Annotated in this window: 22 protein-coding genes; 13 read left to right on the forward strand and 9 right to left on the reverse strand. The window is 69.8% G+C overall.

Annotation, left to right across the window (positions count from 1 at the left end):
* The coding region (locus FDA94_RS39900) for a hypothetical protein (RefSeq protein ID WP_212735349.1) at nucleotides 1–205 on the forward strand (205 nt) is incomplete at its 5' end.
* On the opposite strand, the gene FDA94_RS15950 is transcribed toward FDA94_RS39900, so the two are convergent.
* Complete coding sequence (locus FDA94_RS15950; RefSeq protein ID WP_137247855.1) at nucleotides 202–666, reverse strand: hypothetical protein; 465 nt, start codon at nucleotides 664–666, stop codon at nucleotides 202–204. The two genes, FDA94_RS39900 and FDA94_RS15950, sit on opposite strands and share 4 nt — an antisense overlap.
* Before the next feature lie 12 nt (nucleotides 667–678).
* Nucleotides 679–2,013: a helix-turn-helix domain-containing protein gene (locus tag FDA94_RS15955; protein ID WP_137247856.1), complete on the reverse strand. Its 1,335-nt coding sequence runs from the start codon at nucleotides 2,011–2,013 to the stop codon at nucleotides 679–681.
* Between the two features lie 277 nt (nucleotides 2,014–2,290).
* On the opposite strand from FDA94_RS15955, the gene FDA94_RS15960 reads away from it, so the two are divergent.
* The 5 genes from FDA94_RS15960 (at nucleotide 2,291) to FDA94_RS15980 (ending at nucleotide 6,187) form a co-directional block, all read left to right on the forward strand.
* Nucleotides 2,291–2,623 (forward strand): YbaB/EbfC family nucleoid-associated protein, encoded by a 333-nt coding sequence (locus FDA94_RS15960; protein WP_030452662.1) that lies wholly within the window; start codon nucleotides 2,291–2,293, stop codon nucleotides 2,621–2,623.
* Nucleotides 2,624–2,625: 2 nt separating this feature from the next.
* Nucleotides 2,626–3,225, forward strand: a complete 600-nt coding sequence (gene recR / locus FDA94_RS15965; protein ID WP_061290626.1) for a recombination mediator RecR — start codon at nucleotides 2,626–2,628, stop codon at nucleotides 3,223–3,225.
* Nucleotides 3,218–3,751 (forward strand): DUF5063 domain-containing protein, encoded by a 534-nt coding sequence (locus FDA94_RS15970; protein WP_030452664.1) that lies wholly within the window; start codon nucleotides 3,218–3,220, stop codon nucleotides 3,749–3,751. Before recR ends, FDA94_RS15970 begins: the two co-directional genes overlap by 8 nt.
* Before the next feature lie 91 nt (nucleotides 3,752–3,842).
* Nucleotides 3,843–5,117: an aspartate kinase gene (locus FDA94_RS15975; protein WP_137247857.1), complete on the forward strand. Its 1,275-nt coding sequence runs from the start codon at nucleotides 3,843–3,845 to the stop codon at nucleotides 5,115–5,117.
* Nucleotides 5,114–6,187 carry an aspartate-semialdehyde dehydrogenase gene (locus tag FDA94_RS15980; RefSeq protein WP_137247858.1) on the forward strand — a complete coding sequence of 358 codons (1,074 nt, stop codon included), beginning with the start codon at nucleotides 5,114–5,116 and terminating at the stop codon, nucleotides 6,185–6,187. Before FDA94_RS15975 ends, FDA94_RS15980 begins: the two co-directional genes overlap by 4 nt.
* Here FDA94_RS15980 and FDA94_RS15985 read toward each other — a convergent pair.
* Nucleotides 6,184–6,618: a hypothetical protein gene (locus FDA94_RS15985; RefSeq protein WP_212735350.1), complete on the reverse strand. Its 435-nt coding sequence runs from the start codon at nucleotides 6,616–6,618 to the stop codon at nucleotides 6,184–6,186. The two genes, FDA94_RS15980 and FDA94_RS15985, sit on opposite strands and share 4 nt — an antisense overlap.
* A gap of 360 nt (nucleotides 6,619–6,978) precedes the next feature.
* Between FDA94_RS15985 and FDA94_RS15990 the strand changes: the two genes are divergently transcribed.
* Both FDA94_RS15990 and FDA94_RS15995 read left to right on the forward strand, forming a co-directional pair.
* Nucleotides 6,979–7,599, forward strand: a complete 621-nt coding sequence (locus FDA94_RS15990; protein WP_246059958.1) for a TetR family transcriptional regulator — start codon at nucleotides 6,979–6,981, stop codon at nucleotides 7,597–7,599.
* Nucleotides 7,600–7,618: 19 nt separating this feature from the next.
* Complete coding sequence (locus FDA94_RS15995; protein WP_137247860.1) at nucleotides 7,619–8,383, forward strand: bestrophin-like domain; 765 nt, start codon at nucleotides 7,619–7,621, stop codon at nucleotides 8,381–8,383.
* Here the strand turns inward: FDA94_RS15995 and FDA94_RS39210 are convergent.
* A complete protein-coding gene (locus FDA94_RS39210; RefSeq protein WP_170990969.1) occupies nucleotides 8,364–8,537 on the reverse strand; it encodes a hypothetical protein in 174 nt (57 codons plus the stop codon). The genes FDA94_RS15995 and FDA94_RS39210 overlap by 20 nt on opposite strands.
* A gap of 1,009 nt (nucleotides 8,538–9,546) precedes the next feature.
* Between FDA94_RS39210 and FDA94_RS16000 the strand changes: the two genes are divergently transcribed.
* Entirely contained in the window at nucleotides 9,547–10,494 is a 948-nt protein-coding gene (locus tag FDA94_RS16000) for an LLM class F420-dependent oxidoreductase (RefSeq protein WP_137247861.1), read from the forward strand.
* A 60-nt stretch (nucleotides 10,495–10,554) separates the two neighbouring features.
* Nucleotides 10,555–10,920: a YkvA family protein gene (locus tag FDA94_RS16005; RefSeq protein ID WP_137247862.1), complete on the forward strand. Its 366-nt coding sequence runs from the start codon at nucleotides 10,555–10,557 to the stop codon at nucleotides 10,918–10,920.
* A 4-nt stretch (nucleotides 10,921–10,924) separates the two neighbouring features.
* Here the strand turns inward: FDA94_RS16005 and FDA94_RS16010 are convergent, their stop codons facing one another.
* The 3 genes from FDA94_RS16010 to FDA94_RS16020 form a co-directional block, all read right to left on the reverse strand.
* The gene (locus FDA94_RS16010) at nucleotides 10,925–12,073 is read right to left on the reverse strand and encodes an amidohydrolase family protein (RefSeq protein WP_246059959.1); all 1,149 of its coding nucleotides are present in this window, start codon (nucleotides 12,071–12,073) and stop codon (nucleotides 10,925–10,927) included.
* 117 nt (nucleotides 12,074–12,190) lie between these two features.
* Entirely contained in the window at nucleotides 12,191–12,985 is a 795-nt protein-coding gene (locus FDA94_RS16015; RefSeq protein WP_137247864.1) for an SURF1 family cytochrome oxidase biogenesis protein, read from the reverse strand.
* Nucleotides 12,986–13,004: 19 nt separating this feature from the next.
* Complete coding sequence (locus tag FDA94_RS16020; protein ID WP_137247865.1) at nucleotides 13,005–13,487, reverse strand: winged helix-turn-helix transcriptional regulator; 483 nt, start codon at nucleotides 13,485–13,487, stop codon at nucleotides 13,005–13,007.
* A gap of 79 nt (nucleotides 13,488–13,566) precedes the next feature.
* On the opposite strand from FDA94_RS16020, the gene FDA94_RS16025 reads away from it, so the two are divergent.
* On the forward strand, nucleotides 13,567–14,064 hold the full coding sequence (locus FDA94_RS16025) for a GNAT family N-acetyltransferase (protein ID WP_137247866.1): 498 nt from the start codon (nucleotides 13,567–13,569) through the stop codon (nucleotides 14,062–14,064).
* On the forward strand, nucleotides 14,061–14,648 hold the full coding sequence (locus FDA94_RS16030; RefSeq protein WP_137247867.1) for a TetR/AcrR family transcriptional regulator: 588 nt from the start codon (nucleotides 14,061–14,063) through the stop codon (nucleotides 14,646–14,648). The genes FDA94_RS16025 and FDA94_RS16030 overlap by 4 nt, the downstream gene beginning before the upstream one ends.
* On the opposite strand, the gene FDA94_RS16035 is transcribed toward FDA94_RS16030, so the two are convergent.
* A complete protein-coding gene (locus FDA94_RS16035; RefSeq protein WP_137247868.1) occupies nucleotides 14,638–14,925 on the reverse strand; it encodes a hypothetical protein in 288 nt (95 codons plus the stop codon). The two genes, FDA94_RS16030 and FDA94_RS16035, sit on opposite strands and share 11 nt — an antisense overlap.
* Before the next feature lie 88 nt (nucleotides 14,926–15,013).
* On the opposite strand from FDA94_RS16035, the gene FDA94_RS16040 reads away from it, so the two are divergent.
* Nucleotides 15,014–16,453, forward strand: a complete 1,440-nt coding sequence (locus FDA94_RS16040; RefSeq protein ID WP_246059960.1) for a DUF7059 domain-containing protein — start codon at nucleotides 15,014–15,016, stop codon at nucleotides 16,451–16,453.
* A 243-nt stretch (nucleotides 16,454–16,696) separates the two neighbouring features.
* Here the strand turns inward: FDA94_RS16040 and FDA94_RS16045 are convergent, their stop codons facing one another.
* The gene (locus tag FDA94_RS16045) at nucleotides 16,697–19,684 is read right to left on the reverse strand and encodes an AfsR/SARP family transcriptional regulator (RefSeq protein ID WP_137247869.1); all 2,988 of its coding nucleotides are present in this window, start codon (nucleotides 19,682–19,684) and stop codon (nucleotides 16,697–16,699) included.
* Nucleotides 19,685–19,773 lie beyond the last annotated feature (89 nt).

A 19,773-nucleotide genomic window follows, 5' to 3' on the forward strand; every position in this document is an offset into this window, starting at 1 on the left:
GGCGCCTCCGGCGCCCCGTCAGGCGGCTTCCGCGCCCGCCCGGCAGGCCTGGCCGGACGCGGTGCCCGCGCGGGCGAAGAAGTCGGACGTGGACGACGTCGACCCGGACAACGACGCCGACGTCGACTCCGACGGCCTCTCAGGTCTGGCTTTGCTCCAGAAGGAGCTGGGCGGCCGGGTCATCCAGGAGATCGACCACTCCTAGCCGCTGATCCCCCGCACGACGTCCATCAGGTCGTCGGTGGTCAGGGGGTTCTCGGTGATGCGTACTGTCAGGGCGACCCCGGGTGAGTCGAGCCAGAAGGCCTCGGTCTCGGTCGCCAGGCCCGGGGTGCCGTCTTTCGAGAACTCCGTCAGGTCCCACGTCTCGCGCTCGTCGTATTCGGTCAGGAACTCCCGCAGCGACGGCAGGTCGGTCAGGCCCTCGCCGCGCAGCACGGCGACCCGGAGATCGGCCTGGTGGCCGTCGGGCGTCTCGCGTTCCCAGACGCGGGTCGCGAAGGTCACGTCTTCCCATTCGGACTCGAAGTCGCTCACCGAGGGGCCGGTGGCCGCCGGGACGTGGGTGATCGCGAAGCCGTCGAGGGTGCCGCCGTCGCGGCCCGCGGAGCCGCCGGCGGGGGCCGACAGGGCGAGGAGGCCGGCCATGAGGAGCGTGCCGATCATCGAAGGTTCTCCTTAGAAGGAGTGGGTGAGGCGGACCGACGCGGCCGCGTGTCGGTGGTCGTCCGCCGGGACGATCGACATGATGCGCTCCAGGATCGCGACGTCGTCGTGGCCTCCGCTGGTCTGTGCATAACTCCAAAGGTGGGTCGCGTTGCCCTTGCCCAGGATCTCGGACCTCACGCGGGCTTCCAGTTCGTCCCTTTCGCGGCGGATCTCGAAGGACTCGGACCGGGGCAGCAGCGGGCCCTGGTAGCGGTTGACGACCGTGTCGAGGTCGCCTGTGGACAGCGCCCTGCGGACCGTCTGGAGGTCGGTGTCGACCTCGCCGACCAGGCGGTACGGCTTCGCGGCCACGGCCCCGGGGAGTTGCGCGCGGAGCCGGTGGATCTCGGCGCGGATGGTCACGGGGTTGCCGTCGTCGCCGTACAGGAGGAAGGAGAGCTGTTCGGCGGTCAGGCCACGCGGGTGGGTGGCCAGGAGGGTCAGGATCTCGGCGTGCCGCAGTGAGAGGGTCACGCGCCGGCCGCTGTATTCGGCGAACGGGCTGCCGCCGAGGAGGGTCAGCGTCAGCCGGGGCGGGGCGCCGCGGCGGCAGTTGACCAGGTAGGAGTCGCCGAGGAACTCCACGTCGCCCACGCGGCCGTCGGGAAGGACGACCCGGCCGCCCTCGGACGGGAGTGAAACACGTTCCCCCCGGAACCGTTCTCCGGCGATGACCCGGCCGCTGCACGAGACGAGCAGGCCCGAGCGGGCGGCGTGGCGGGTGCGGATGCGCTCGTCGCTCTCTCTCATGCGCAGCGCCAGGTGGCTTTCGGCCAGCTGGGCGGCCGCGCCGACCAGGGCGACCGTGGCCGGGGGCAGGGAGCTGGCGATGCCGCTGATGTCGACGCAGCCCAGCACCGCGCCCGTGTCGGGATCGACGATCGGGGCGCCGACGCACGACCAGCCGTGAAGGATCTCGATGTGGTGCTGCTCGCCGTAGACGCTCGTGGGGACGCCGTCCGCCAGGGCGGTGCCGATGCCGTTGGTGCCGACGGCCGACTCCGCCCAGGCGAATCCTTCGGCCAGCCCGATGCGGTCGCCCTGGCGGAGGACCTCGCTGTGGCCGTCGCGCCAGAGGATGTTCCCGTCGGCGTCGGTGACCACCATGATGTGGGCCGCCTCGTCGGCGATCTGCAGCAGCGTGTGACGGAGGAGCGGCATCAGATCATGCAGCGGATGGCCGGCGCGGGCGGCCGGGATGTCGGTGCGGTCGTAGACCAGCGGGGCCGCGTGGACACCGCGGTCGACCCCGGCGGCGAGTGAACGGCGCCACGACGCCGAGATGATCATGTCGCGTGATCTCACAGGCCCCACCCCTCTCGGATGCTGATCCACAATCTCCAGGAGTAACCGATTGATCGCAACCTGTATGCAACGTTCCGGTGGCTACGTTTGGTTCGCCACCCCGGGCCGCGGCCGACCCGGGGTGGAAAAGGCCGGGTCTCGGACGCTTGGAGGGGGGCCGGGACCCGGCCAGGGCCGCACCAATGAACACGCTCCGTGCTCCGGTGTCAGATGAGCGGCAAACACCGTAGGCTCGTCGGGACGAACTACGTCGCCGGTCGCTGAGGAGCGCACGATTGTGAACCCAGAAGTCAACCTGCAGCAGTTGCTGGAGCAGGCTCAGCTGATGCAGCAGCAGCTCGTCTCGGCGCAGCAGGAGCTCAACGACGCCGAGGTTCAGGGGAGCGCGGGCGGGGGCCTGGTTGTGGCGACCGTCAACGGCAGTGGCGAGCTGCTCGAACTGAAGATCAGCCCGAAGGTCATCGACTCCGGTGACGCCGCCGAGACGGCCGAGACCGTCGCCGATCTGGTCATCGCGGCCGTGCGCGACGCCGTCCGCGCCGCCGGCGAGCTCCAGCAGGAGAAGCTCGGCCCGCTGTCGCAAGGCCTCGGCCAGCTCCCAGGTTTCTAAATATGTACGAAGGCGTCGTCCAGAACCTGATCGACGAGCTGGGCCTGCTGCCCGGCGTCGGTCCCAAAAGCGCGCAGCGCATCGCGTTCCACCTGCTGTCGGCCGACCCCGCCGACGTGAAACGGCTGGCCCACGCCCTTCTCGAGGTCAAGGAGAAGGTGCGCTTCTGCCGCGTGTGCGGCAACGTGGCCGCCGAGGAGGAGTGCCGGATCTGCCGCGACCAGCGTCGCGACCCCCACGTCATCTGCGTGGTCGAAGAGTCGAAAGACGTCGTGGCGATCGAGAAGACGCGCGAGTTCCGGGGGCGCTACCACGTGCTGGGGGGCGCGATCAGTCCCATCGACGGGGTCGGTCCCGACGATCTGCGGGTCCGCGAGCTGATGGCCCGGCTCGCCGACGGCGAGGTGACCGAGCTCATCCTCGCCACCGATCCCAACCTCGAGGGCGAGGCCACGGCCACCTATTTGGCCCGGCTCGTCAAACCGATGGGTTTAAAGGTCACTCGGCTGGCCAGCGGTCTGCCCGTCGGCGGCGATCTGGAGTACGCCGACGAGGTCACCTTGGGCCGCGCTTTCGAAGGACGGAGACTGCTGGATGTTTGACGACGAGTGGAAGGACCTGGCCGACCGGGTCGCCGGGCACGCACAGAACTACCTCGACGGCCTGACCAGGCTGGCGGGCGGCGAGGGCGGCAACGCCATCCTCCCGCTGCTGCTCGTGGAGGTCGCCCAGGTCAGCCTGGCCGGTTCCCAGCTCGCCGCGGTGCATGACGTGATCCTCCAGGGCAACGTCGAGCCCGCCCTCAGCGAAGATCCCGACATCGACCCGCTGAGGGTGGCGCTGGCGGCCCGGCTGGGCCCGGTCGACGACTACGCCGAGGTGTTCGACCCCTACAAAGACACCACGGTGACCCCCTACCGGCTGTCCGACGACCTGACCGCGGTGGCGGCCGACCTGATCCACGGGCTGCGCCACTACAAGGCCGGCCGGCCGCTCGAAGCCATCTGGTGGTGGCAGTACTCCTACTTCAACACCTGGGGCAACCACGCCGGGGCGGCCCTGCGGGCCCTGCAGGCGCTGGTGGCCCACACGCGGCTCGATGTGGCCGAAGAGGTGACCGTGGTCTGAGGGTGTCCACATGCTGGGCTAACTCAGTTGGCCCTGAGAGGCCCGCAGTTAGACTGTGAGCTCCACGTCCTGATTCGTTCGGAGAGATCCAGTGGCGCTCGTTGTCCAGAAGTATGGTGGTTCGTCCGTCGCCGATGCCACGAGCATCAAGCGTGTCGCGCAGCGGATCGTCGCCACGAAAAAAGCGGGCAACGAGGTCGTGGTCGTCGTCTCCGCGATGGGCGACACGACCGACGAGCTCCTCGATCTCGCCCAGCAGGTGTCGCCGCTGCCTCCGGGCCGCGAGCTCGACATGCTGCTGACCTCCGGCGAGCGCATCTCGATGGCACTGCTCGCGATGGCGATCGCCAACCTGGGTCAGGAGGCGCGCAGCTTCACCGGGTCGCAGGCCGGTGTGATCACCGACTCGACCCACGGCAAGGCGCGCATCATCGACGTCTCGCCCGGCCGGCTGCGTGACGCCCTCGACAAGGGCCACATCGCGATCGTGGCGGGGTTCCAGGGTGTCTCGCAGGACACGAAGGACATCACGACGCTCGGGCGCGGCGGTTCCGACACGACCGCCGTCGCCCTCGCCGCGGCCCTCGGGGCCGACGTGTGCGAGATCTACACCGACGTCGACGGCATCTTCACCGCCGACCCCCGCATAGCCTCGAAGGCGCGCAAGATCCCCCGCATCTCGTACGAAGAGACCCTCGAGATGGCCGCGTGCGGCGCGAAGATCCTGCACCTGCGCTGCGTGGAATATGCGCGGAGGTTCAACCTCCCCATCCACGTCAGGAGCTCGTTCAGCACCAAGGAAGGCACCTGGGTCACCTCCGACCCCGCGACCGAAGGAACCGAAGTGGAGCAGCCCATCATCTCCGGCGTGGCACACGACCGGAGCGAGGCCAAGATCACCGTTGTCGGCGTGCCCGACAAGGTCGGAGAGGCTGCCGCCATCTTCCGCACGCTGGCCGACGCCGAGATCAACATCGACATGATCGTGCAGAACGTGTCGGCGGCGGCGACGGGCCGGACCGACATCTCCTTCACGCTGCCGACGAGCGACGCCCCCACGGCGCTCACGGCCCTGAAGAAGATGCAGGACCAGGTGGTCTTCGAGACGCTCCTGTTCGACGACCAGATCGGCAAGGTCTCGCTGATCGGCGCGGGCATGCGGTCCCACCCGGGCGTCACCGCCAAGTTCTTCGGCGCGCTCGCCGACGCGGGCGTCAACATCGGGATGATCTCCACCTCGGAGATCCGCATCTCGGTCATCGTCGACCAGGACCAGGTCGACGCGGCGGTCAACGCCGCACACTCGGCGTTCAATCTCGACGCCGACCAGGTTGAAGCTGTGGTTTACGGAGGAACCGGCCGATGAGCACCAAGCCCACCCTCGCCCTCGTCGGCGCGACCGGTGCCGTCGGCACCGTCATGCGCGAGATCATCTCCGGGCGTGAAGACGTCTACGGCGAGATCCGCCTCGTCGCCTCGGCCCGTTCGGCCGGCAAGGTCCTCCAGGTCCGCGGCGAGGACGTCGTCGTCCAGGCCCTGGCCCCCGAGGTGTTCGACGGCGTCGACATCGCGATCTTCGACGTGCCCGACGAGGTCTCGGCCACGTGGGTGCCGATCGCGGCCGAGCGCGGCGCGACCGTCATCGACAAGTCGGGCACCTTCCGGATGAACCCGCAGGTTCCGCTGGTGGTCCCCGAGGTCAACCCGGGCGACGCCGCCAACCGGCCGCTGGGCATCGTCTCGACCCCCAACTGCACCACCCTGTCGATGATGGCCGCCATGGGCGCCCTCCACGAGGAGTTCGGGCTCAAGGAGCTCGTCGTGGCGTCCTACCAGGCCGTCTCCGGCGCGGGCGTGGCCGGTTCGGCCCGTCTGTACGACGAGGTCGAGGCCCTGGCCGGTGACCGCACCGTCGGCACCACGGCCGGTGACGTGCGCAAGGTCCTGCAGAACAAGCTCGGTGACGGCGACGACACCTTCCCGGCGCCGGTCGCGTTCAACGTCGTGCCGTGGGCGGGCTCGCTCAAGGAAGACGGCTGGGCGTCCGAGGAGCTGAAGCTGCGCAACGAGTCGCGCAAGATCCTCGGCATCCCCGATCTGAAGGTCTCCGCCACCTGCGTGCGCGTCCCGGTGATCACCACCCACTCGCTCGCGGTCCACGCGACCTTCGAGCGCGAGATCACCGTGGCCGACGCCCACCGGATCCTGGAGGCGGCGCCGACCGTCGTGCTGGTCGACGACCCGGCCAACGGGATCTACCCGATGCCGATCGACGTCGTGGGCACCGACCCGACCTACGTCGGCCGGGTGCGGCAGGCCCTCGACTTCCCGAACACGCTCGACCTGTTCGTGTGTGGCGACAACCTGCGCAAGGGCGCGGCCCTGAACGCGGCCGAGATCGCCGAGCTGATCGTCGCCACCGAATACACCGCCTAACGGAACAGGATGTCCCAGTGGTCGCTCTCCCGGGCGAACAGGTCCTGCTCGGGAGAGACGTACAGCTGGGAGCCGTCGCCGCGCTTGCCGCTCGGTTCGAGCTTGCGGGTGATGTAGCGGTCGAGGCAGCGGCTGGGAGCCAGGTCGATCTTCCAGCCGTTGCCGTGGCTGTAGGTGCCGACGGCGTGCCCGGTCTCGGTGCCGCCGGTCACGATCAGCCGGCAGCCCGACATCCGCTTCAGCTCGATCGTCTTCAGCAGGGTGCCCAGCCTGACGGTGTGCAGCGACGTGCACGTCGGGCGGTGCTTGTCGACGCAGTTGCCGGTGGAACGCCAGCCGAGGCCCGCCTTCCGTATTCGGTTCATCGCGTAGTTGTGGTGGAGGCGGGTGTTCATCGCCCGGCGCCAGGTCCAGTAACGGACTTTCAGCACTCCGGTACGGAACGCGGTGCGCACCCCCTGAGGTGCCTCAACCGGCCGGAAGGTCAGCTGCGGTCTGGCGCGTTGAGCGTCGGCGGCGGCCCCTGGGCCGGGGAGTGTGACCAAGGCGAGAACGGTCAACCCGGCGACACTGAGGCCGGTCGTGCGTTGGGTCATTCTACTTCCCCCATTACTCTCCGTAGCGCGGTGGGGGAGCTTGATCTCTGGCTTAACTCCCACGCCTGGGGGTGAGCCACCCTCGGAGAGGCCGAGTATTTGGGGTAACTCGGCCATCATCTGGTGGGTTCATGACCTGACGGGGGCTGGAGACGTACAGTGACCGATGTGCCCAGGTCGAGCAGGGATCTCATCGTGGAGACCGCACTGCGGCTTTTCCGTGAGCGGGGGTACGACGCGACGACAATGCGCGCGATCGCGGCCGAGGCGGGGGTTTCCGTCGGCAGCGCCTATTACTACTTCGCCTCGAAAGAGCAGCTGATCCAGGCCTATTACGACCAGGCCCAGTCGGCCCATGAGGCGGCCAGCCGGGAAATCCTCGCCCGGGAAAGGGCGTTCGCAGCCCGGCTGCAGGGCGTACTCAGCGCGTGGGTACGGGTTTCCGAGCCCTACCACGCGTTCGCGGTGAAATTCTTCAAGCACGCGGCCGAGCCCGACAATCCACTGAGCCCATTCAGCGCGGAATCGGCGCCGGCGCGCGATTCCTCGGTGGCGCTCTATCGCGAGGTGGTCGAGGGCTGCGCCGATCGAATGGACCCCGAATTGCGGGCCGAACTGCCCGAACTCCTGTGGCTGCTGTCGATGGGAGTGGTGCTTTTCTGGGTGCACGACACCTCGCCCGGATGCGAGCGCACCTATCGGCTCATCGACCGGAGTGTGCCCTTGGTCGATCGTTTGGTCGCGCTTTCCTACCTGCCTGGTTTGCGTGGTGTGACACGAGATTTCATCGAGGTGGTCCGCGAATTGCGGGAATGATCTGATTACTCTCAGTCACATGGCGTGGGTCTTCGGGTTTGTGGCGATTGTCGTGGTGGCCCTGTTCGCGGTGCTGACGTGGCTGCGGCGGAGCGGCCGGGCCGACGAGGAGGGCGGCGCCGGGCCGATCGACTTCGCGGTCAACCTGGCCCTCGCGGTGTTCCTCGTGGTGGTGGCCTATGCCGTGGTCCTGTGCCGCGACGCCATCTCGGCGTCGGACGCCGACGTGCGGGCCGAGTCGGAGAGCCTGGTCGAGCTCTACTGGGCGGTGGCCCCGTTGCCGCAGTCCGCCGAGGTGCGGGATCTGGTGCGGGCGTACACGACGCAGACCGTCGAACTCGACTGGCCCCGGATGCGGGAGGCGTCGCTCGACGCACGGACCGGCGTGACCCTCGACTCGCTGCGGACCGCGATGCTCAAGCTGCCCGCGACCGACTCCGAGCTGCGGGCCGAGGCCCTGGCGCGTGCGGCGGAGGTGTCCCACGCGCGGACCGTTCGGGCCGACAACGCGACCTCTGGCCTGGAATCGGTGTTCATGGTGTCGATGGTCATCTCCGGGCTGCTGGTGATCACGTTGCCGTGGGCGCTGCGACGGCGGCCGACTCTGCCGTCGGTGATCGCCGACGTGGTGCGGGTCGCGACGGTGGTGACCGGGATCGTGGTGATCCACCTGATCTCGCAGCCATACGGGATCGAGGGCGCCGTCGACCCCGGGCCCCTCAAGGAGGCCCAGGTCCGTTTCGACGAGATCGACCGACTCCTCCCTAACGCCGGCGCCGCCTGAGCACCGCACCCGCCGCGACGGCGATCACGGCCGTGAAGAGCACGACCACAACGGCCTGCCGATCGGTCGGGCGATGATTGGCCGCCGCCTGCCCCATCCGCTTCCGCGCCCGCGCGATGGCACCGTCGGCCAGCGGGACCGAGTTGATCTGCACCGGCGCCGGGGCTCCCGGCGCCTTAGCGGGCGGAACGGCCGGAGCGGCAGCAGGTTCCGAGGCGGGACCGGCAACAGGTTCGGCGGGCGGTTCGGTGGCGGGGCGGATTGCGGGCTGGGTCGCGGGTCTGGTTGTGGGCTCGGAGGCAGGTGCGGGAGCGGCTGGCTCGGGTGAGTTCGCCTCGGGTGCGGTCGGGTTGACCGGTGCTTGCGCTTCGGCGGCCGGATTCCCGGTGGGTGAGTTCTGGGCAGGCGGATTTGCCGGGTCGGCGGGGCGATTCGGGGGCTCTTCGAAGGGCGGCCTATTCGGAGCCTTCGGGTCCCTGTCCTGTACGGACTGGGCGTGCGCTGCTGTGTTGATGGGCTGGCCGGGACCGTGATCCGGCGCAGTGGCTTGGCCTTGGGACGATGCATTCTGCTCGGGCAGCGCGGTGGATGGTTCTTCCCCGGCAACAGTTGGCATCTCTGTAGCAGGTTCATCCACAGGCTGCGGTTTCGCAGCGGTCGATTTGTTCGCCGCCAGGTTGTTCGCGGCACTTCGGTCCACGGGTGGGGTCTCCACAGCTTGTGTGTCCACAGGCTGCGTCAGGAGTGTGGCGACGGGGATTTCGATGGTCGGCGTTTTCCCGGGTGGGATCCCGATGGCGACTGCCGGCAGCGCGGTGGGAGTCGGGGCGTACACGAGTGTGCTCTCCCGCACCGTGACCAGAGCGAGCGGTCTGATCAGCACCGGAATCGTCACGGGGAACGGGATCCACTGAGGTACCGCCGATGACGCCGGCCGGGTCGGGCGCAGGAGGCGGGACAGGACGGCTCGGGGCAGCCGGATGGTTTCGCTTCGTTCGCAGGTCACCTCTGCCAAAGGGCCGCGCACTTCCGCGTGACAGGACGTTCTCACTTCCACCGGGATATCTGCCATTTCTTCGTTCTAGCAGTTCAGAGGGCATTTACCTGACGTACCGAACGGTTGGTATGCTCGTGGCCTCAAACCGAAGAGCCGGGAGGGCACTGTGGCGCGCTGGGGAATCACCATCCCGTTCGCGGGGAGCGGTCTCGATCGGGAGCTGATCGCCGAACTGCCCTCTCTCGGTTACACCGACGCATGGTCGGCCGAGGTCAACGGCAACGACGGGTTCACTCCGCTGACTCTGGCCGCCGAGTGGGCCCCGGAGCTGAGGCTTGGGACCGCGATCGTGCCGGTCTCCACACGCGGGCCCGGGCTGCTGGCCATGACGGCGGCGACGGTCGCCGATCGGGCGCCGGGGCGGTTCCTGCTCGGGATCGGCGCGTCCTCCCCCGCCATCGTCGAGCGGTGGAACGCGGGGGAGTTCGTGAAGCCCTTCGCCCGCACCCGCGACACCCTGCGGTTCCTGCGGAAGGCGCTCGACGGGGAGAAGGTCACCGAGACCTATGAGACCTTCGCCGTCCAGGGGTTCAAGCTGGAGCAGGCGCCCGAGACCCCGCCGAAGATCGTGCTGGCCGCGCTTCGACCGCGCATGCTGCGGCTCGCCGCCGACGAGGCCGACGGTGCGATCACCAACTGGTTGTCTCCGGGTGACGTACAGAAAGTCAGGGGCGAGATCCGCGACGAGACCGAGCTGATCGCGCGGCTGTTCGTCATCGTCAGTGAGGACGCCGACCGCGTCAGGGCCATCGGGCGGCGGATGATCGCCGGCTATCTCACGGTCCCGGTGTACGCCGCCTTCCACGACTGGCTGGGCCGGGGTGAGGTGCTGCGGCCGATGCACGAGGCCTGGGCGGCCGGTGATCGGGCGGCGGCGTTGAAGGCCATCCCCGACGAGGTGGTCGACGATCTGATCATCCACGGCACGGCGGAGCAGTGCCGGGCGCGGGTGAACGAGTACGTTCAGAACGGCCTCACCACGCCCGTTCTGGCCCCGCTCGACCTTGGTGACCAGCCGATGGACCAAACGGTAAGAAATCTGGCCCCGCGGTAACGGAACCAACGCCGCAAAGTCCTCCGTTATCGGGGCAAATGGCCGGGCAGGGAGGCACTCATGGTCAAGGCACGACGGGCGGCGCAGGCGTACAAGGCCTACCAGGACATCTCCAGGCCGGGCAGCCCCGGGTTGGGCGCCCGCATCCGCGCCCTGCCCCGCATGCTGGCCGGCGCGATGCGCGGCGACTACCGCGAACTCGGCAAGGGGAAGCTGGCCCTGATGGGCGCCGCGATCCTCTACATCGTCAGCCCGGTCGACGTCGTGCCCGAGGCGCTGTTCCTGGCGCTCGGCGTGGTCGACGACTTCGGCGTGTTCCTCTGGCTCGCGACGTCACTGCTGGGCGAGAGCGGCCGCTATGTCGACTGGGAGCGCAGGAACCTCGCCCTGGCCCCCGAGCCGGGAGTCGACCGCCGCAGGGCTTAGCGGCTCAGATCTCTTCCATGCGGAGCCACGCCCTAGACGGCAGCGGATGCCCGAACAGCCGGGCCGCGTTGCCGTAGGCCACCCGCGCGATGTCGGCGGGCGGCAGGCTGCCCAGCCGCCGCGCCACCGACCGCTGGGTGTCGGGCCACGACGACTCGGCCCGGGGATAGCCGCTCTCCAAGAGCACGTGTTCCATCCCCACGGCCATGCGCACTCCGCTCAGGGCGGTGTCGTCGAGCGTCCCGAAGAAGAAGTTGCGGCGGAGGACCTCGCTGGGCCGCAGGCCGCCGTCCCAGGCCGACTCGCTCGACACTGGGTGGTCGAGGGCGTAGTCGGCGCGTTCGGCCAGCATGGGGAGCCAGCCCACGCCGCCCTCGACGATGAGGATGCGGAGGTTGGGGAAGCGCAGGGGGATGCCCGACCACAGCCAGTCGGCGCAGGCGAACATCGCCGTCGACGGCATCAGGGTCGTGATCGCTTCTATGGGGGTGTCGGGAGAGGGCACGGGGGCCCACGACGACGCGCCCGTGTGGAGGCAGACGACCGTGCCGGTCTCCTCGCAGGCGGCCAGGAACGGGTCCCAGTGGCCGCTGTGGATCGACGGGAGGCGCAGGCGGGTGGGGAACTCGGGGAAGACCACGGCCTTGAAACCGCGCGCCGCGTTGGCCTTGATCTCCTTGGCGGCGACCTCGGGGTCGGGGAGCCAGGGGAGCTGGAGGGCGATCACGCGTTCGGGGTAGGTGCCGGCCCAGACGTCGACGTGCCAGTCGTTCCAGGCCTTCACCAGGGCTAAGCCCAGGTCTTGGTCGCGGGTGCGGGCGAAGGCCACGCCCGCCTGGGCGGCCAGCATGCCGGGGAAGTTCAGGGCCGCCCAGATTCCGGCACGGTCCATATCCTCGATGCGCGCGTCGACGTCGTAGCAGCCCGGGCGCATGTCGTCGAAGCGGACCGGGTCGAGGGTCCAGGCCTCGCGGGGGCGGCCGGCGCCGACGTCGATGCCCGCGGCCGGGTAGGTCGTGCCACCGTAGCGCCACACCTGGTGGCCGCTGTCGGTGTCGACGACCCGGGGGGCCGCGTCGTGGTATTTGGACGCGAGGCGGTTCTCGAAGAGGTCGGGCGGCTCGATCACGTGATCATCGACAGAGATGATCACAAAATCCCGCCGCCTCGGCTCAGGGTCGGGAAGCAGCGGGGTACTCACAGCATTCAACGTTAGGGCCAAGGAATAACGCCAAACAAGCTGGCAGGTCTCCGGTTGGTATCCGTTGGTTCACGTCACGGCGGGGCTCGTCGCCTCAGCCGCCCCACCATTATCAGTACTTTCGCGCCGGTCGTGAAGCTCTCGGCGGATCAGGAGGATCCAGCCGCCGATCGCCACCCCGATGAACAGCCACCACTGCACTCCGTAGGCCAGATTGAGCCCTCCGCCACCGCCCGATTCCGGGGCGGGCACGGGTTCGGGGGCGTTTTCGGAAATCGGCCGCTGCTCGATGAGATCGACGTACCCGCCATAGAGGGGGGAGCCGACCAGGGCGGCGATGGGGCGGTCGTCGATGAGGAGGACCTGGCCCGCCGGGAGGCCCTTGCGGTCGATGATGCCGGTCGTCTCGGTGGTCTCGGCGGGGCGCAGACGGCCCGTGAGTGTCACCTCGCCGCCAGGGGGCGGCGGGACGTCGGGAAGGGTGTCGATGGTCGCGCCGGCCTTCACCCAGCCGCGGTTGACCAGCACGGCGCCGTCGGCGGTCTTGAGCGGGGTGAGGACGTAGAAGCCGACCTGGCTGTTCTGGGTGCGGCGGCGGACCAGCAGCTCGTGGGCTGTGTCGTAGGTGCCGGTGGCGGTGACCCTGCGGAACTTGTCCTTCTCCGGTACGGCCCCGCCCACGCTCGTCAGCGTCGTGACCGGCACCGGAGGCGCGGCCAGGTTCGTGGCGTTGCGGTCTTCGGCGGCGGAACGGTCTTCCCACCGGCCGAACTGCCACCGGCCGAGGAAGACGAAGGCCGGGATCACCAGCAGCACCACGACGTGAAGCGCCAGCCAGCGAGGGGTCAGCAGGAACCGGTACACGTCCTAAAGACTAAGGACCCTAGGCGGTGCCCCTGACGCGGGATCCCGGTCCGGGCAGCGCGACGGTCTCTCTGGGGCCGCCGACCTCGTGGCCCTCGGCGCACCGCAGCTCCAGCGTGACCGGGGCGCCGCAGTCGCGGTGGGTGACCAGGAGCGACGGGCCCTCGGGGTCGGCCAGGTAGCGGTCACCCCAGTGGAGCAGCGCGACCAGGATCGGGAAGAGCTCGCGGCCCTTGTCGGTCAGCCGGTATTCGTCCCGCTGACGCTGGCCGGGCTCCTGGTAGGGGACCTTGCGCAGGGTGCCCTCGTCGACGAGCCGGGCCAGGCGGGCGCTGAGCACCTGGCGGGGGGCGCCCGTGTTGGCCTGGATGTCGGCGAAGCGGCGGACGCCGGCGAAGGCCTCCCGCAGCACCAGGAAGGTCCACTTCTCGCCGAGCACCGAGAGAGTGCGTTCGATGGAGCAGTTGTCCAGCCGGAAGGCGCTTCGCGGCGGATCGGTCATGGCACGCATCGTAAATCATCACTTCCTCTTCCCTCTGAGTCTACTTGACATACCCAGCTGGGCAAGAAACCCTGAGTCCATGCAGAGAACTCAGGTGGACGTCCGCCCCGCCGGGCCGGATGACGCGGACGGGGTGCGGAAGTTCCTGCTCGACCTCTCCCTGCGCACGCAGACGCATCGCTTCTTCGCCGGGCTCACCCGGCCCACGAACACGCTCATCGGGGCCATGCTGGCCAGGGACGATCGCCGCGACGCCTTACTCGCCACCGTCGACTCCCTGGTGATCGGGCACGCGATGGCGTACCGGAAGGACGACGAGGCCGAGATCGCGGTGGTGGTGGCGGACGACTGGCAGAACCAGGGGATCGGCTCCCGGCTGATCAGGGAACTGCTCGCCCGCGCCCCGGGGATCCGCTGGGTGACCATGGACGTCATGGGGGAGAACCGGCGGGTGCTCAACATGATCAACAGGGCCTGGCCGGAGGCCGAGATGGCCGTCGAACACGGGTCGGTTCAGGTCAGAGCGAGCCTCGCATTTGCAGAACAAAGCTCTGTTAGGCCACCATTGATGGTGTGAAGAGCGCGAAGATCGGTCGAGACGGGCGGACCCGGATCATGGACGGCGCCCTGCGCCGGTTCAGCCAGGACGGCGTCTCCGCCACCACTCTCGCCAGCCTCCGCGAGGAAAGCGGCGTGAGCGTAGGTAGTTTCTATCACCATTTCGCCAGCAAAGAGCACGTGTTCGGGGTGCTCTACGCCGAAACACTGGCGATGTACCAGGAAGCGTTCATCACCCGACTTCTCGCCAACGACGACGCCCGCGCCGGGATCGAGGCCATCGTCGCCTTCCACATGGAATGGTGCGGCGAACACCCCGAACGGGCCCGGCTGCTGATCAGCGAGCGGCCGCCCCGGCGTGAGGAGCCCGGCGGCGACGAGGTCGCCGAGTCGCGGCGGACGTTCTTCCGCCAGGTCGCCGACTGGTGGAAGCCCCACATGAAGTCGGGGTCGCTCAAGACGGTCCAGTCGACCATGTGTTACGTGCTGTGGCTCGGCCCGGCCCAGGAGATGTGCCGCCTGTGGTTCGCCGGCGCCCACCAGCCGACCGACGAGGAGATCCGCTCGCTCGCCGAAGCCGCCTGGGCCAGCCTCAGCGGCTGAGCACCCGCCAGGTGCGCTTGTCGAGGGAGATCTCCAGCCGCAGGTCGTGCCGCTGGCGGCGCATGCCCGGCACCGCGATCGTCCGGTTCACCGCGTAGCGTCCACGGGCCGGGTAGCCGAACCCCAGCTCCCCCGGCAGCACGCGCAGGTCGTCGCGGTTTCCGCAGGCCGGGCACGTCCACGAGACCAGGTCGCGGCCTCGGTTGTAGTCGTGACAGGCGCGGAAGTAGTCGTCGGGCCGGAATCGCGAGCCGCACGCCAGGCACGGTATAAGCATGGCAAACTCCCCGATGAGGTTGTCCGGGTCATACGCCAGCCTGCTTGACCGCAACTTGCAAAGCGCTTACGGCGCTAGATTGCTCTGTGTGGACGCACCATCTGACCTGCTCATACGGCTTCGCGACCGGTTCCAGGAGATCGGCTACACGATCGACGGCGTACGCGAGAGGCTGGGCGACACCGCGGCCTCGGCGCTGGCGCGTGAGGAGCTCGTGCCAGCGCTGCGCGCGACGCGTGACGGCGACTCGCTGGGCACCCTGATCCGCCTGTGGTGGCTGGGGGTGCCGGTCAGCACGGCCGCCGCCGATCTGCCGCTGCAGGAGCTGCTGCGCAGCGGGCTGCTGATCAAGGTGGGCGACACCGTCCAGGCCAACGTGCACATCCAGCCCTGGGAGACCGGCGGCTACGTGGTGTCCGACCGGAAGGTCCGGCCCGGCGACCCGGCGCTGCGGCGCGATCACGTGGTCGGGGCGGGCGGGGCGTCGGCGAACCTGGCGCAGCTCGTCTCGCGGAAGCCCGTCGAACGGGCGCTCGACCTCGGGACCGGGTGCGGGGTGCAGGTGCTCCATCTCGCCGACCGGGCGAGTGAGATCACGGCGACCGACGTCAACGCCCGCGCGCTGCACCTGGCCCGGCTGAGCTGGGGGCTCTCCGGGGTCGCCGGCGTCGAGACGCGCAAGGGCTCGATGTTCGAGCCGGTCGACGGCGAGCGCTACGACCTGATCGTGTCCAATCCCCCGTTCGTGATCTCCCCGGCCGGACGGCTGACCTACCGCGAGACCGGATACCGGGGCGACGAGTTCTGCCGCGACCTCGTCCGGCTCGCGCCCGCCCACCTGGCCGCGGGGGGCACCTGCCACCTGCTGGCCAACTGGCTGCACGTGCGCGGCGAAGACTGGCGCGACCGCGTCGGCGGCTGGCTCTCCGGGACCGGCTGCGACGGCTGGGTGGTGCAGCGCGACGTCCAGGACCCGGCCGAATACGTGGAGCTGTGGCTGCGCGACGCGGCCGAGCAGGGTACCCCGGTCTACCGCGACCGCTACGACGAGTGGATGGAGTGGTTCGAGGAGCAGGAGGTCGAGGGCGTCGGGTTCGGCTGGATCACCCTCGACGACTCGGGCTCCCTCGATCCGGTCGTACGAATAGAGCAGCTCACCCACCAGGTCGAGCTCCCCGTGGGGGCCTACGTCGACCGGGTCCTCGACGCGATCACCACCGCCCACCGGCTGAGCGACGACGAACTGCGCGACGCCGCGCTGACCCTGGCCGAGGGCGTGATCGAGGAGCGGGTCGGCCCGCCCGGCGCCGACGACCCGTCGGTGATCCGGCTCCGCCAGACCCGGGGACTGCGCCGGACGACCGACGTCGGCACCGTCGAGGCCGCGCTCGCCGGGGTCGTCGACGGTGAGCTGAAGACCGGCCCGCTGCTGGCCGCCATCGGCGAGCTCACCGGGAAACCGGGCCTGGCCGACACCGAGAGCGTGCGCCGGCTGGTGGCCGAGGGCTTCTTCGCAATCGGGCGTTGATCGATCGTCAAGTGCGCCGTAAGAGAGTGAAGTCGGGCGAGGAACCCGGGGGTAGGGACCTCGCCCGGCCCGGCCGGTCGTTTTCAGAGAGGCGGCTGGCGATCACCAAGGCGCACCGTGTGGATCCCACCGGGCCCCCTAACGCGCCGGGTGAGAGCAGCGATCGGCCGGGCACGTCCACGTTCGCACCCGAAGGGAACCCAGGTGATCAACCACGTCCGGATGACCAGGCTCGATGACGACCTAGGTCTCGACGCGATCGGCGAGCAGCTTCCGGACGTCGTCCGCCTCGGCCGACCCGAGCCGGATGAAAAGGTCGAGGGCCTTCTCTAGCGCGTCGCGGCTGCGCGTGCGGCTGCCGAGCCCGCGCAGCGCCTTGCCGAGCGCGGTCAGCGACTGGGCCTCCCCGTAGGGATGGGTGATCTCCCGGCTGACCTGGAGGGCCTGCTCGGCGTGCCGGGCGGCCTCCTGGAAGCGTTCGGCCTTGGTGAGGGTGGTGGCGAGCCGGTTGCAGACGCGCTGCTCCCAGACCTTCTGGTTGCTGGCACGGAAGAACTCCAGGCATTCGGCGTGGTGGACGACGGCCTCGTTCAGGCGGCCGACGTACGACAGCACCACGCCCAGGTGGTAGCGGGCCCTGGCCACGCCGGGGCCGCTGCCGATCTCGCCGAAGATCTGCAGGCCCTGTTCCGATACGGCGACCGCGTCGGCGGCCCGGCCGAGCAGCAGCAGGTCGCGGGCCGAGTAGCTGAGCACCAGCGCCTCCCCGGCCAGGTTGCCCAGTTCGCGGTAGACCTTGGTGGCCCGGCCGAACCAGTCGAGCGCCTCCGGGTGCCTGCCGAGCCGCCCGATCACCACGCCGAGCGCGTTGTAGGTCTCCCCGAGCAGCGCGTGGTCGCCGGTCCGTTCGGCGATCTGCAGCGACTCCCGGAACTCCTGGTCGGCCTCGGCCAGCCGGTTCACCCCGAAGAGCATCCGGCCGCGTACGTAGCGGGCGCGCAGCCGGGTCGGGTCGTCGCCGGCCTCGATGAGGGCGCGGGTGCGCAGGTCGAACTCGCGGGCGAACGCGCCCGCCTCCAGCAGCGGTTCCATCGCGACCAGCAGGTCGGCGGCGGCGGGCAGGTCGGCGCGTATCTCCGCGGCAGGTTCATGGCGCGAGCCACGACCGGCCTCCGGCCCGCCGTGGCTCGCTTCTTCGGCGATCTGGCCCAGCATCGCGAACAGGTCGTCGGCCTCGGCGGCCAGCCAGGCCACCGACTCGTCGGCCGATCCGAAGGTGTGGCCCCGGGTGCCGATGACGGTGAGGTTGTCGGCGACCTTGCTGCCCTCGTACGCGAGCCGGTGGGCCGCGCGGGCCGAGCCGAGGTAGAAGCCGAGCAGGCGTCGCAGCGCCTGGTGGCGGGCCTCGGGGGTCTCGGTGTCTTCGGCCTGGCGGCGGGCGAACAGGCGCAGCAGGTCGTGGAAGCGGTAGCGGCCCGGCGCGGGCGCTTCGAGCAGGCTGACGTCGACCATCGACTCCAGCACGTCCTCGGTCTCGACCGGGCTCAGGTCGAGCACGGCCGCTGCCGCCGGGGTCGAGATGTCGGTGCCGTTGGGCAGCGACAGCAGCCGGAACGCGCGGGCCTGGCGGGGGTCGAGCTGGCCGTATCCGAGGGCGAAGGTGGCCGAGACGGCCAGGTTGCCGATTTTCAGCTCGTCGAGTCGGCGTCTCTCGTCGGCCAGCCGGGGGACGAGCGAGGCGACCGTCCACGACGGGCGGGAGGCCAGCCGGGCGGCCACGATCCGGACCGCCAGCGGCAGGAAGCCGCAGGCGGCGACCACGTCCATGGCGGCGGCGCGCTCGGCGGCGACGCGTTCGGGGCCGGCCACGGCCGAGAACAGGGCCAGCGCCTCGTCGGGTTCCATGACGTCGAGGTCGAGCAGCCGGGCCGCCGGGAGGTCGGCCAGTTTGCCCCGGCTGGTGATGAGGGCGGCGCAGCCCGGGGCGCCCGGCAGCAGGTGCTCGACCTGGTCGGCGTCGCGCGCGTTGTCGAGCAGCACCAGCATGCGCCGGTCGCCCAGCAGCGAGCGGAACAGTGCGGCGCGGTCGGCCAGGCCGTCGGGGATGACGTCGACGGGGATGCCGAGCGCGCGCAGGAACGCCGCCAGCGCGGTCTCCGGCGGCGTGGGTTCGCGGCCGTATCCGCGCAGGTCGGCGTAGAGCTGGCCGTCGGGGAAGGTGTCGTGCAGCAGGTGGGCGACGTGCACGGCCAAGGTGGTCTTGCCGACGCCGCCGATGCCGCAGATGGCCGCGATCGGCACGCCGTCGGCCACGCCGAGCTGGTTGAGCAGCCGGTTCACCAGGGCCTTGCGGCCGGTGAAGTCGGTCACGGCGGCGGGGAGCTGCGCGGGTTTCGGCATCTCGACGACGGGCGTCGGCTCGGCGTGCTCCTCGGGGGCGGGCCTGGCCTTCGTGACGTACGCCAGCGTCGGGTCGGCGGCCAGGACGCGGCGGTGCAGTTCGGTGAGTTCGGCGCCGGGGTCGATGCCGAGTTCCTCGATGAGGGCGTTGCGGGTGTCGGTGAAGACGTTGAGCGCCTCGGCCTGCCGTCCGCAGCGGTAGTAGGCGAGCATGAGCTGGGCGCGCAGGCGCTCGCGCAGCGGGTGGTCGGCGGTCAGCACCATCAGCTCGGAGATGACCTCGGCGTGCCGGCCGAGTTCGAGGTCGAGGTCCATCAGCGTCTCGACGGCCGCGATGCGGCGTTCGAGGAGCCGTTCGCGCTGCGACTCGGCGTAGGGGCCGACGGCGCCCGCGAGCGGTTCGCCGCTCCACCACGCGAGGGCCTCGCGTAACGTCTCGGCGGCCCGGGCGGCGTCGCCCGCCTTGCGGGCCGACTCGCAGGCGTGCGCCGCCTTCTCGAAGCGGGCCAGGTCGAAGGCGTCGTCGGGCAGCCTGAGCGCGTAGCCCTTGCCGACCGAGGTGAGCAACTGCGGTGGTGTACGCGGAGAGCGGTCGGGCTCCAGCGCCGTGCGCAACCGGGAGACGTAGGTGCGCAGCGCGCCCAGCGCGCGAGGCGGCGCCTCCTCACCCCAGACGGCGTCGATGAGCTCGTTGGGGGTGACCGCGCGGCCCTCGCGCAGCAGCAGCATCGCCAGGATGGACCGCTGGAGCGGAGTGCCGAGATCGAGCTCGGCGTCGTCTCGCCAGGCTCTGACGGGTCCAAGTACCGCGAAGCGCAGCTGACCAGCCATCAGAAGCCCTCTTTGTGCCAATCGGAAGTTTCGTTCCGAATGATACGGCGTCAGGTCGCTCGCAATGAGGTCTCAAGGACGGTGAAAGT

This window comes from Herbidospora galbida (assembly GCF_005233835.1).
Taxonomy (GTDB): domain Bacteria; phylum Actinomycetota; class Actinomycetes; order Streptosporangiales; family Streptosporangiaceae; genus Herbidospora; species Herbidospora galbida.

Coding starts and splice junctions, on each gene's coding strand:
- FDA94_RS15995 (WP_137247860.1), top strand. CDS start 7,619: ATGGCGTGGGTCTTCGGGTTTGTGGCGATTGTCGTGGTGGCCCTGTTC.
- FDA94_RS16045 (WP_137247869.1), bottom strand. CDS start 19,684: ATGGCTGGTCAGCTGCGCTTCGCGGTACTTGGACCCGTCAGAGCCTGG.
- FDA94_RS16020 (WP_137247865.1), bottom strand. CDS start 13,487: ATGACCGATCCGCCGCGAAGCGCCTTCCGGCTGGACAACTGCTCCATC.
- FDA94_RS15950 (WP_137247855.1), bottom strand. CDS start 666: ATGATCGGCACGCTCCTCATGGCCGGCCTCCTCGCCCTGTCGGCCCCC.
- FDA94_RS16005 (WP_137247862.1), top strand. CDS start 10,555: ATGGTCAAGGCACGACGGGCGGCGCAGGCGTACAAGGCCTACCAGGAC.
- recR (WP_061290626.1), top strand. CDS start 2,626: ATGTACGAAGGCGTCGTCCAGAACCTGATCGACGAGCTGGGCCTGCTG.
- FDA94_RS15970 (WP_030452664.1), top strand. CDS start 3,218: ATGTTTGACGACGAGTGGAAGGACCTGGCCGACCGGGTCGCCGGGCAC.
- FDA94_RS15980 (WP_137247858.1), top strand. CDS start 5,114: ATGAGCACCAAGCCCACCCTCGCCCTCGTCGGCGCGACCGGTGCCGTC.
- FDA94_RS16025 (WP_137247866.1), top strand. CDS start 13,567: ATGCAGAGAACTCAGGTGGACGTCCGCCCCGCCGGGCCGGATGACGCG.
- FDA94_RS16035 (WP_137247868.1), bottom strand. CDS start 14,925: ATGCTTATACCGTGCCTGGCGTGCGGCTCGCGATTCCGGCCCGACGAC.